Source organism: Sphingobacterium sp. UT-1RO-CII-1 (assembly GCF_026711005.1).
GTDB lineage: Bacteria > Bacteroidota > Bacteroidia > Sphingobacteriales > Sphingobacteriaceae > Sphingobacterium.
The window spans coordinates 393,630-405,715 of sequence record NZ_JAPPVJ010000001.1 but is presented as its reverse complement, the minus strand read 5'-3'; the positions used below and the strand labels follow the sequence as shown (position 1 = coordinate 405,715).

Sequence of the window (12,086 nt, the reverse complement as noted above, 5' to 3'; positions counted from 1 at the left end):
TATACCGATTTTACTGTTCTATAAATAAATAAATAATTGGAGATGGCAAAAACGAAAATATTGTTTGTAACCCACGAGATGTCGCCTTTCCTGGAAATAAGTAAAATTTCTGAAATTACACGCCAATTACCACAAGCTATGCAGGAAAAAGGATTTGAAATCCGTATTCTTATGCCCCGTTTTGGTAATATTAATGAGCGTAGGAATCGTTTGCATGAAGTGATAAGATTGTCGGGAATGAACATCGTGGTGGATAGCAATGATAATCCGCTAATTATTAAAGTGGCTTCATTACCGGCTGCACGTATGCAGGTTTACTTTTTGGATAATGAGGAGTATTTCCAGCGGAAAAAAGTTTTTCGTGATGACAAAGAAGGGTTTTTCAAAGATAACAATGAGCGGTCATTGTTTTTCTGTAAAGGAGCATTGGAAACTGTTAAAAAATTAGGATGGTCACCTGATGTAGTGCATTGCCATGGATGGTTTGCAGCAATGGTGCCGGCTTATTTGAAAACTGTTTATAAAGATGATCCGACGTTTAAAGAAGCAAAAGTAATGTATTCTTTATACGAGAATGAAGAACTGGAAAGTCTAGGAAGCAAATATGCGGAAATGGCCGCTCAGGATGGATTGACAGCAGAACAAGTTGCTCATTATGGTAGTGGATCAAAAGTTGATCTGTACAAAGGAGCATTAAGCTTTACGGATATTGCCGTGCTTGCAGATCAAGGAATCGATGATGAGATCAAGTCTTTTATCAAAGATCAAGGAATCAGAACTTTTGAGCCTGCGGGAGATGATGACTATGAAGCTTTTGCTGAATTGTTTGATGAATTTTCCACAGTAGATGTAGAAACGGCTTCTGCATAATTATATACATCAATAGAAATTTAAGCCCGCTGGAATACTATATTTCAGCGGGTTTTTTTTATGTAAGCAAAGTTTTATATCATGATAAGGCTAATGTCGTAGGTGTTTAAAAATAATTTTTTACAAGAGTCTTGTGTAGGACTAGGTTATGTGAGCTGCTATTCAACTGTTCTTTCTCTCTGTGATGAGTATTTTTTTAATATTATTGTGTTATAATGGAAAAATATAACACAATAATGTTAAATAAGAGACTACTTATAAACCAATAAACAACACTATTTTATAAATAGGCAGTACTTTTTTTATAGTAGAAATTTATTTTTTGATTGTATTATACTCTTTTTTAAGATAAGATGTTGCTTCTTGAAATATAGTATAGACTATTTTTAGTTTAGCAAGTACTACTGTTTCATAAGAAATGCATTATTGATATAAAGAAGTGCATAAACTTTGTATATAAGACTATATAGGGATTATATTAAGCTACTTTTTGCCTGAAGAGTAGTTGTTATGACGAGAGTATATTACAGGTGGGTATAAGTAGGAGTGTTTAGAAACAAAAAAAGATATCCATGGGATATCTTTTGCGGTCTGGACGGGACTCGAACCCGCGACCCCATGCGTGACAGGCATGTATTCTAACCAGCTGAACTACCAGACCTAAATTGTTTTATTTAAAGAACTAACTATAATGTTTTAAAATTTTGCGGTCTGGACGGGACTCGAACCCGCGACCCCATGCGTGACAGGCATGTATTCTAACCAGCTGAACTACCAGACCTAAAATTGTTTAAAACTTATAAGAACAAACTCGAAGCTATGCTTCATTTTCTTTGCGGTCTGGACGGGACTCGAACCCGCGACCCCATGCGTGACAGGCATGTATTCTAACCAGCTGAACTACCAGACCTAAACCCCTTCTCCTTGTGAAGGTGTGCAAATATAGCGTTTATTTCTAATACTGCTACATTTTTTTTAAAATATCTACTCTAAAGCTCCTGCTTTCATTTTTTCTGCATTTTCAGCAAATTGTAGTGCGTCTATAATCTCCTGAATATCACCATCCATGATGGAAGGTAAGTTGTAAAGTGTTAATCCTATACGGTGTTCGGTTACGCGCCCTTGTGGGTAGTTATATGTTCTAACTTTTGCAGATCGGTCGCCGGTTGAGACCATCGTCTTACGTTTTGCTGCAATATCGCCGTGTTTTTTCTGTACTTCCAGTTCGTATAATTTGTTTCTTAGCATTTCCATGGCTAATTCACGGTTTGCTAATTGCGAACGTTCTACTTGACATACGACAACAATACCTGTTGGTTTATGTGTAAGCTGAACTTTAGTTTCTACTTTGTTTACGTTCTGTCCGCCTGCACCTCCTGATCTTGAAGTGTGCATCTCCACATCGCCTGGATTAAGCTCTACGTCTACATCTTCTGCTTCTGGTAATACTGCTACTGAAGCGGCAGAAGTGTGTACACGGCCTTGTGTTTCTGTGTCAGGAACACGTTGTACACGGTGTACTCCTGATTCATATTTTAATTGTCCGTAAACGTCTTCCCCTATTACTTTTAGGATTACCTCTTTATAGCCTCCTGAAGTTCCTTCTGTGACATCCATTACTTCGTTACGCCAACCTTTAGTTTCAAAAAAGCGCGTATACATTCTGTACAAGTCTCCCGCAAATAAGGCTGCTTCATCACCTCCTGCTCCTCCACGTATCTCTATAATTGCATTTTTTGCATCTTCAGGATCTTTTGGAATTAACATTAAGCGAACTTCCTCTTCCTTTTCTTCTTTTTCGACTAATAGAATATCGAGTTCTTCTTTAGCCATTTCACGAAGTTCTTGGTCTTTTTCGTTTGCAAGAATATCTTTATTGGTTTCGATATTACTTACCATGTTTTTATAAATATGGTATTGGTCTACGATTTTGCCTAAATCTTTATATTCTTTATTTAATTTAGCAAATCGCTTCATATCGTTGATGGTTTCGGGGTTGCTTAATTCAGCTTCCACTTCTTGCCAACGTTCTTTTATAGCCTGTAATTTTTCTAACATAATGATTTGTCTTGAAGCTTTTTTTGCTTCCAAAGAGTACAAAAGTACTTAAATTTTGCAGTATTTCTAGTAGGAATTTTGTATTAGCTTGATACAAATTTTAAACCGATGATGGAGGCGATCAGCGTAAAGATGAAAAACATACGCCAAAAATCAACAGGTTCTTTGAAAATAAAAATCCCCAAAATTACTGTTCCTACAGCACCTATTCCTGACCAAACTGCATAGGATGTACCAAGGGGTAAGGTTTGGCTTGCCTTGATGAGTAAAAGCATACTGATGCTGACACTAAGTATAAAACCAACATACCATAGGTACATAGTTGTTCCCGATGCATCTTTCGCTTTACCTATACAAAATGTAAAAAGAACTTCGAATAGTCCTCCAATGATTAGTAAAATCCAGTTCATTCTTTCTGAAAAGTTTATTTTTAATATGTTGTTAAATAAATTGTAATGTGCTGAGGTTATATTTTTGCTCTTATTCTGCTTAATGTCACTTGTGAGATACCCAAGTAAGATGCTATGTAACCGAGTTTTATACGTTGAACTATTTCTGGCGATCGTAGGAGCAATTCATTATAGCTTTCCGCTGCTGTTTTAAAGAGTTTGGACATCAGGCGGAATTCTATTTTTAATGTTTGTAGTTCTGCTAACTTTCTGCCCCAATTAGCGATACCGATAGATTGCTCAAATAGGTGTTGTAATTTGTGTATATCAACTTTATATAAGGTCGTTTTTTCAAGCGTTTCAATGGTCTCGTATCCAGGAGTACCGTGTATATAGCTGTTTAGGGACATTAGGACATCTCCGGGGAAGCAGAAGTCCAATACGACTTCTTTTTCTTCTTTATGGTAATAAATTCGGCACGCGCCTTCTTTTAAGAAGTAGATGTGCCGAGCTGTCTTGTCTGCTTCGATTATTAGTTTTTTATTTTGAAATTGAATGGGCTCGAAAAGAGCTACTAGTTTGTCTAGTTCATCCGTATTTAAACGGCCTATTGCTTGAATAATATCTAGGGCTTCCATTTTTCTAAGCTTAATGTTTCCCCATCCCATACGGCATAGGTGTAATAATTAATCCACTCGCCTAAATTAATGATCTGCGTATTGTTTGTAAGTTGAACTTGGTAAGGGAGGTGACGGTGGCCAAATATGAAATAATCATATTGTTCTACTTTTAATAGATCTTTTGCGTAGAGAATTAACCACTCCTTTTCTTCGCCCAGAAATTGTTCTTCAGCATTATTTGCAGCTCTGCTTTGTTTGGACCATTTCTGTGCTATTCCGATTCCTAGGTTGGGGTGGAGACGTGCGAATAACCACTGGCAAAGTCGACTGCGAAAAAAGTTTTTTAGTATTTTATATTTTGTATCTCCCGGGCCCAAGCCATCTCCGTGATGTATGTAAAAGGACTTTCCATCGCGGTTTATTTTTAATTCATTGTCTATGATTGTTGCGTTCAGTTCTTCTTTGAAATAACCGAACATCCACATGTCATGATTGCCTTTGAAGAGTATTATTTTTGTGCCGGCATCGGATAGCTCGGCTAGCTTACCTAGAAAGCGAATATATCCTTTGGGGACGACTGTACTGTATTCAAACCAAAAATCAAATATATCACCTACTAAAAACAACTCTTTGGCATCGTGCTTAATGCTATCTAGCCAAGAAACAAGGAGTTGTTCCCTCTCTCTTGAGTTTGATTTGGGTAATACGCCCAGATGGAAGTCTGAAGCAAAATATATTTTATTTTTCATGCTGCTGTGTTCAAAGCTAGATAAATAATAAAACATATACAAGGTGTACTTAGGGCTTAAAAAGAATTCGCTAGATTTGTTAGATTAAAGGTTAGATTATGAATAAGAAACTAGGAGTGATCTTGTTGGCTATAAGCGTGGTGGCTTGTAGTCAGGAAGATAAAATTGAAACAAAAAAAGACATGGTGTTAAAACCGTACCCGGAGACTGAGAAAATTGATCAGAAGGATGATTATTTTGGAGAAACTGTAAGCGATCCATATCGTTGGCTGGAAGACGATCTGTCTGAGAAGACCAAGAATTGGGTGGTTGCACAAAATGAGGTTACGCAGGATTATCTGCAGCAGATTCCTTTTCGGGAAGAAATTCGTACGCGTTTAGAAAGTCTGTGGAACTACGAGAAAGAGACAGCGCCTTTTCAGGAAGGTGATTATACGTATTACTACAAAAACGATGGTTTGCAAAATCAGTATGTTCTGTATCGTAAAAAGGGAGCTGAGGGAGCGGAAGAAGTGTTTTTGGATCCTAACAAATTTTCGGATGACGGAACAACATCTTTAGCAGGCTTATCTTTCAGTAAGGATGGGTCGTTGGTTGCTTATCAAATATCTGAAGGAGGTTCAGATTGGCGGAAGGTTATTATTATGAAAGCTGCTGATAAAACAGTGATAGGTGATACGTTGATTGACGTGAAGTTTTCCGGATTAGCGTGGAAGGGGAATGAAGGAATATTCTACAGCAGTTATGATAAACCGACAGCTGGCTCTGCTTTATCAGCCATGACGGATCAGCATAAGTTGTACTTTCACGAGTTGAACACAGCTCAATCTACAGATAAATTGATCTTTGGCGGCTCGGCTACTCCGCGGAGATATGTAGGCGCTAGTTTGACAGATGATGAACGCTTTTTGGTCGTTACAGCAGCGAATGCAACTTCTGGTAATGAGTTATATATAAAAGATTTATCTACCCCTGATGCAGGATTCGTGACAGTAGTGGGTAACATGGATAAAAATCATTACGTTGTGGATAGTGATGGAACGAAGTTGTTTATATATACGGAATTGGATGCGCCCAATGGACGAGTTGTTACGACGGACTTTAGTAATCCTAAAGCTGAAAATTGGGTGAATTTGATTGCAGAAACGGAGCAGGTATTGTCGCCATCTACGGCTGGAGGAAAAATATTTGCAAATTATTTGAAAGATGCAACATCATTAGTGAAGCAGTATGATCGTACTGGTAAATTGGAAAGAGAAGTAGAGTTGCCGGGTGTAGGAACAATTGCTGGTTTTAGTGGTAAATCTTCTGCTACAGATCTTTATTATACTTTCACGAATTATGTAAACCCGGGTACTATTTATAAGTATGCTATAAACACTGGGGAGTCAGAAGTTTATAAAAATTCGGCCATGGATTTTGATCCAACTAAGTATGAATCGAAGCAGGTGTTTTATACGTCGAAAGATGGAACAAAGATTCCAATGATTATTACGTATAAGAAAGGTATAGTTCTGGACGGTACTAATCCGACTATGCTGTATGGCTATGGTGGTTTTAATATCAGTTTAACGCCTTCATTTTCTACGAGCAATATCATTCTGTTAGAACAAGGTGGGGTGTATGCTGTGGCTAATTTAAGAGGAGGGGGAGAGTATGGTGAAAACTGGCATCTGGCTGGTACGAAAATGAGTAAACAGAATGTTTTTGATGATTTTATTGCAGCAGCGGAGTATTTGATTAGTGAAAAATACACCTCGTCTGAAAGGCTTGCTATTGCAGGAGGTTCTAACGGCGGACTTCTAGTCGGTGCTTGTATGACACAAAAGCCCGATTTGTTTAAGGTTGCCTTTCCGGCTGTAGGGGTGTTGGATATGTTGCGTTATCATAAATTTACGGCAGGAGCCGGTTGGGCTTACGACTATGGTACTGCAGATGACAGTCAAGAGATGTTTGCATATTTGTATAAATATTCGCCTTATCATGCGCTGAAAGAGGGGACTAATTATCCGGCAACTATGGTTACAACAGCGGATCATGATGATAGGGTGGTACCTGCCCATTCCTTTAAGTTTGCGGCACGTTTGCAAGAAATGCATAAAGGGGACAATCCGGTGTTGATCCGTATTGATACGAATGCAGGGCATGGAGCCGGTAAGTCGACCAGTATGGTCATTGCAGAGCAAACCGATAAATGGGCATTTATGCTGCAGAATATGGGCGTAGCTTATAAAGTGATCAAGTAGTACTCTTTTTAGAAGAGTATTTAATAAAATAGGGCGAGATAAGTATCTCGCCCTATTTTATTAAATGTTGTTTTCGACCTTTACAGGCTAAGTTTTTTTTCCATGTTTTTGGATAATGCTTTCTTGTGTAGCATTATAGATATTGTTTTGTAGCGTACAAACTCTTTTGAGGCATACATATAGCCTTTATAATCGTTTGATTCTCCCCAAGAATTTTTTACTATATAGTACTCTTTGCCATTTTGGTCTTTGACCAGGCCAACGATGTGCATGCCATGATCATCAGTGGTGCTATAATTGTCATAAGCTTCTTGGCGTTGCTGAGCCGTTATTTTAGCTTCTGGTTTAGGGCCGACAAATAATGTTTCCTGTTCTTCGCGTGACATTTGTTCGAACGGTTTTTCCGGGACAAAAGCAACTCCGTTTTTCCAACTAAAGCTTTTTTCTGAAACATCAGTTGCCCAGGCTACGGTGTAGCCACTTTCTAAAGCGTTGTCAATAATATCTGTCAGTTCATTAATTTGTACATTGTAGAAACTTTCGAAAGACCAGTTGTCTGGTATTAGCAGAACAAAAGGCTTATAGTATGGGTGCTCCTCAAAGGAAGAGATACCGATATAATCGTCGGGGTTGATGCCTATGACATCATCTGCGAAAGAACGAGGTGTATACGTTTTTCCTTGGTATTGGAAAGTGCTAGGTGCCTCACCTAAATAAGCGTCCATAACTGATGTGAAAGCTTTGGTCCAGTTTTTACTTGGTTTTTTACTTTTAGCCACATTTTCAGCCATTCCATGGAGAATAGGTGTCATTTCGCCAAAGTTATTACGCGTCTGTCCTTCCTGTAAGCCTGTATAAACTTCAGCAGGTACAGCTCCATATTTTCTAAAAATAGTTAATACGTCATGTAACTGACCACCTTCTCCTTGGGCTTGTGATCCGTGTAAGCGTACAAAGTTTTTTGCTTTTTCGAGGTAGGTATTACGTGCCGTATAGATGGAGGATATTTCAACGGGGTTTTTGCCCATTCTCATCATCTCTGACTCTAGGAATGAGTTTCCTGAATAGGACCAACAGGTTCCGGTGGAGCCCTGGTCTTTGATAGAAGTGTTGCCTAAATTGATGATTTCTGTAAACTTGAAGCCTTCTTTACTATTATCGCTGACGTTGCCTTTTAAAGCGTTAATTAAATTGTCTTGTGCTTGCGTTTGCGCTGTAAATAGAAAAACGGAAGCAGCAAGAAGTATTGATTTGTTCCAATTCATATATAAATAGTTATTCGTGTTTTACTTTTTAAATCTCTTTTTTACCTCTCATATGGAATACTCATGTGTATTTGTATTTAAGGAAACAGGAGTATATCCTATATTTAAAATTTTACGAATTTAAATTTTTAAATATAGGATACCTATTTATCACTGTAAAAAAGCTAACATATAAGAGTGGTAGAGGCTATTTTAAAATTAAAAAGCGCAGTTAGTAAATTATCTAACTGCGCTTTTTAATTTTAATTATGCTTGTTAATTTTAAGCCGAAAGGTTTTCTTTTTTAGGAAATATTAAAGATGCCACCACACTGACGACTAGTATAGAAACTATGATGATCAGTGAGTGTACGGTTTTGAAGCCAATTTGTTCTAACCAACCATGTGCTAACATTTTGATTCCGATAAAAATAAGAAGGAATGCTAGTCCTACTTTTAAGTAATGAAACTTATGTATGATATTTACAAGTAGGAAGAACATAGAACGGAGCCCCAATATTGCGAATATATTAGAGAAAAAGACGATATATGGGTCCTTCGTGACAGAGAAAATTGCGGGAATAGAATCTACGGCAAAGATTAAATCGCTAAATTCGATAACCAGCAAAACTAAGAATAAAGGAGTCATATACCTCACTCCATTTTCTACATGAAAAAAGCGTCCGCTATCTAAGTTTGGTGTTACTTTAAAATATTTTGAGGTGAATTTAACGATCGGATGATTCTGCGGATCTACATCTTCTTCTTTATGACGATTTACATACATCATAAAGCCTGTGTATACTAAGAATGCTCCGAAAAGATAAAGAATCCAGCCGAACTTAGTAATTAAAGCTGCTCCTATGAAAATAAAGATACAACGTAGAATAATTGCTCCTAATATACCCCATACTAAAACTTTATGATAATATTTTTCAGGTATGCCAAAAGAGGAGAATAATAGAACCATGACAAAGATATTGTCTATAGATAAAGCATATTCAACAACATAACCAGTCAAATACTCTACAGCTAAGTTGGTATTATAGGTCTGTATACTGGCGGCCAAATCTGCTGGATTAATCGAGATATTGTGGAAGTGCTTATCAATTACTGCCTGTAGTTGTACAAAATCATGTACGTTATGCAGTTCATTCCCCCAGATGTATAGAATTAGCGCAAAACCCAATGCAAAAAGCACCCATATGGTGCTCATAATTGCAGCTGTTTTTAAAGAAACAACTTTGTCACCTTTAGAAAATAACCCTAGGTCTACTGCTAGCATTAGGATAATAAAAACAATAAACCCTGCAAAAAAATAAAATTCGTGACTCATATATAATTTAATGTATTATTTTTTTCTTTCGGTTGTAAACCTTACTAATTGTTCTAATCCCTGACGATAAACGTTGGATGGGAACTTCTCCAATATATCAAAGGCTTCTTGTTGATACTGTAGCATTTTTGTTTGGGCATATTCCATGCCACCACTTGCTCTTACAAAGTTTATAACTTCCTGTACCTTCTCTTTGTTTTCATTATGGTTGCGGACCAAATTAATGATTCTTCTTTTTTCCGATGTGGATGTGTTTTTTAAGGCATAGATTAAAGGGAGTGTCATTTTCTTTTCTTTAATGTCGTTGCCTACGGGTTTTCCTACATCATCAAGTCCGAAATCAAATAGGTCGTCTTTTATTTGAAAAGCTATACCAACTTTCTCTCCAAATGTTCGGAGCTGTTCCACTGATTCGGCGTCTGTTCCTGCGGATAGTGCTCCTGAAGCGCAGCAAGATGCAATAAGCGATGCTGTCTTTTTTCGGATAATCTCAAAATAAACATGTTCTTCTATGTCTAGTTTTCGAGCTTTTTCTATCTGTAGCAATTCGCCCTCGCTCATTTGTTCGACTGCTTCAGAAACTATTTTTAAAAGAGCATGTTCATTGTTCTTAACAGACAATAAAAGTCCCTGTGATAATAGATAGTCTCCAACTAAAACAGCTACCTTGTTTTTCCATAATGCATTAATAGAGAATATCCCACGTCTTTCATTCGCATTATCTACGACATCGTCGTGTACAAGCGAAGCTGTGTGTAATAATTCGACTAAAGACGCTCCACGGTATGTCGAGTCATTTATTGAGCCGCATAAGCCTGCAGAAAGGAAGACAAACATAGGTCGCATTTGTTTTCCCTTCTGTTTAATTAAGTATTGTGTAATCCGATTTAACAAGGGGACAGAACTCTGCATTGATTCTTTGAATCGAATCTCAAATAGTTCAAGCTCTTTTGCTATGGGAGTTTGTATATCTTTTAATTTTAGCATGAAAAATGGCTAAATCACCATGTTTTTTTAAGCGTGAAAACCGATGAACAATAACTGATGCACTGCGCTACAAAGCCTGTAATTATAATATAGCTTAGATGCATGTTCGTTTGATACGGTTCAAAAATAAAATTTGCAATAAATATAAGAAATAGATTATAAAGCAGCTACAGCTAATTCTAATTCTTTATACCAATCTTCACCATATTCACGTATCAAAGGCTCTTTTAAGAATTTATAAACCGGAACTGATAATTCTTTTCCAAAAGTACAGGCATCGTGACAAATGTGCCAACGGTCATAATGCAGTACATCAAACTCTGGATAGCGTGTTGTTCGGATAGGGTACAGATGGCAAGAAATAGGTTTTTTCCAATCAATTTCTCCGAGTTCATATGCTTTTTCGATAGCGCACTTTGTAATCCCGTTTTCCCATGTTACGTAAGCGCATTCTTTGTTGCCGTCAACACAGGTTGTGGTTAGGTCGCCGTCCATATCAACGACATGTGTACCTTGCTCTTCTATTGCACGTATACCTCTTTCTGTCATATGGTGAACTATTTTTGGGTAAATCTCCTTTAGTTTCTCCGTTTCTTTGACATTTAGAGGTGCACCTGCATCACCCTCTACACAACAGATTCCTTTACACTTGGTGAGATTGCACACGAAGTCGTTGTTTATAATTTCTTCATGCACTAAAACACTTCCTACTTCTATCATTTAATTTTATTTTGAATAACTAACTCGTTTTCCTAATTCATGTTTTAAACCACTTGCGCTCACTAGCTCCATGGTTATGGATCCGATCAATATTTCCACTTGGGCTTTTACCGGTATACGGTTGCCGTCATTCGTGACCCAGAGAAACAACTGACTGTTTTTCTTAAAGATTCGTCCGGGTTTAATCTCCGGGCTTAGCTTTATACAGTCTAGCGTTCCTAATGAGGTTTTTATTTTTTCTGTACCTACATATTTTATGCCGAGCTGCTCTACTTCATCATTCAGAAAGTAAGTCATTTTAAAGCTATCTCCGATTTTTAGCGAAGATAGGTCTAAATTTCGGGAGAAATAGTAGGCAGAGAGTAAATCAAAAAACTGTGTAATTGGACTTTTAAAAGTTCCCTTACGTGCTGTGACACTTTTGTTCTTATGGTCGAACACTGCGTATTCTTCTCTTCTATAATTACCTTCTTGTATATTTTCCGTATACAAATATGGTAAGTAGGTTTTTCCGTCTATATAGGAGTCATATTGGTTTCGCACTTTATAAAATACTGAAAAAGCACCTGATGTTTGTCCGAATGCCGATAGATGGAAGGCATTTGGGTTGCTAAACCTCAATTCTGAGTTTTTAACCTCTAATGTGCCTGTTGCTGCCGAAACTATTCCATATCGTAGCTTGTAAGTCAGCTTCTCACCGTGTTTGAAGGTTGGCTCTGCTAGATAAGGTAAATTTTGGCTATTTGCATATGAAAATGCTCCAAGGACAAATAATACAAGTAAGTAAAGTATTCTCATATATTTAAAAATTACTTCTTGCCCTTTGTTCCTACACTCTCTTACCTTTATTATACCTATTGTACAAGGT

The 12,086-nt window shown here is 37.3% G+C and carries 11 protein-coding genes and 3 tRNA genes; 2 read left to right on the top strand and 12 right to left on the bottom strand.

The annotated features are described in order from the left end of the window. Positions 1-42 precede the first annotated feature (42 nt). Entirely contained in the window at positions 43-870 is an 828-nt protein-coding gene (locus ORI89_RS01650; protein WP_268228679.1) for a glycogen/starch synthase, read from the top strand. 587 nt (positions 871-1,457) lie between these two features. Here the strand turns inward: ORI89_RS01650 and ORI89_RS01645 are convergent. The 7 genes from ORI89_RS01645 to ORI89_RS01615 form a co-directional block, all read right to left on the bottom strand. Continuing rightward, positions 1,458-1,531: transfer RNA gene (locus ORI89_RS01645), tRNA-Asp, on the bottom strand. Positions 1,532-1,577: 46 nt separating this feature from the next. Further along, a tRNA-Asp gene (locus tag ORI89_RS01640) sits at positions 1,578-1,651 on the bottom strand. A gap of 55 nt (positions 1,652-1,706) precedes the next feature. Beyond that, positions 1,707-1,780: transfer RNA gene (locus ORI89_RS01635), tRNA-Asp, on the bottom strand. A gap of 74 nt (positions 1,781-1,854) precedes the next feature. Next, positions 1,855-2,928, bottom strand: coding sequence for a peptide chain release factor 1 (gene prfA / locus ORI89_RS01630; RefSeq protein WP_268228678.1), 1,074 nt, complete (start codon positions 2,926-2,928; stop codon positions 1,855-1,857). Between the two features lie 83 nt (positions 2,929-3,011). Further along, positions 3,012-3,338, bottom strand: coding sequence for a DMT family transporter (locus ORI89_RS01625; RefSeq protein ID WP_268228677.1), 327 nt, complete (start codon positions 3,336-3,338; stop codon positions 3,012-3,014). A gap of 56 nt (positions 3,339-3,394) precedes the next feature. Continuing rightward, positions 3,395-3,955 (bottom strand): Crp/Fnr family transcriptional regulator, encoded by a 561-nt coding sequence (locus tag ORI89_RS01620; RefSeq protein ID WP_268228676.1) that lies wholly within the window; start codon positions 3,953-3,955, stop codon positions 3,395-3,397. Then, the gene (locus tag ORI89_RS01615) at positions 3,943-4,686 is read right to left on the bottom strand and encodes a UDP-2,3-diacylglucosamine diphosphatase (protein WP_268228675.1); all 744 of its coding nucleotides are present in this window, start codon (positions 4,684-4,686) and stop codon (positions 3,943-3,945) included. The genes ORI89_RS01620 and ORI89_RS01615 overlap by 13 nt, the downstream gene beginning before the upstream one ends. A gap of 98 nt (positions 4,687-4,784) precedes the next feature. Here ORI89_RS01615 and ORI89_RS01610 point away from each other — a divergent pair, with 98 nt between their 5' ends. Next, positions 4,785-6,932, top strand: a complete 2,148-nt coding sequence (locus ORI89_RS01610; protein WP_268228674.1) for a prolyl oligopeptidase family serine peptidase — start codon at positions 4,785-4,787, stop codon at positions 6,930-6,932. A gap of 80 nt (positions 6,933-7,012) precedes the next feature. Here ORI89_RS01610 and ORI89_RS01605 read toward each other — a convergent pair whose 3' ends face one another. The 5 genes from ORI89_RS01605 to ORI89_RS01585 all read right to left on the bottom strand — a co-directional run bounded on the left by ORI89_RS01605 (position 7,013) and on the right by ORI89_RS01585 (position 12,016). After that, positions 7,013-8,197, bottom strand: coding sequence for an aminopeptidase C (locus ORI89_RS01605; RefSeq protein ID WP_268228673.1), 1,185 nt, complete (start codon positions 8,195-8,197; stop codon positions 7,013-7,015). 261 nt (positions 8,198-8,458) lie between these two features. Then, positions 8,459-9,511 (bottom strand): TerC/Alx family metal homeostasis membrane protein, encoded by a 1,053-nt coding sequence (locus ORI89_RS01600; RefSeq protein WP_268228672.1) that lies wholly within the window; start codon positions 9,509-9,511, stop codon positions 8,459-8,461. A gap of 15 nt (positions 9,512-9,526) precedes the next feature. Then, on the bottom strand, positions 9,527-10,498 hold the full coding sequence (locus tag ORI89_RS01595; RefSeq protein WP_268228671.1) for a polyprenyl synthetase family protein: 972 nt from the start codon (positions 10,496-10,498) through the stop codon (positions 9,527-9,529). 156 nt (positions 10,499-10,654) lie between these two features. Beyond that, the gene (locus ORI89_RS01590; RefSeq protein WP_268228670.1) at positions 10,655-11,218 is read right to left on the bottom strand and encodes a DUF3109 family protein; all 564 of its coding nucleotides are present in this window, start codon (positions 11,216-11,218) and stop codon (positions 10,655-10,657) included. Between the two features lie 6 nt (positions 11,219-11,224). After that, positions 11,225-12,016 (bottom strand): DUF3108 domain-containing protein, encoded by a 792-nt coding sequence (locus ORI89_RS01585; RefSeq protein ID WP_268228669.1) that lies wholly within the window; start codon positions 12,014-12,016, stop codon positions 11,225-11,227. Positions 12,017-12,086: the final 70 nt, after the last annotated feature.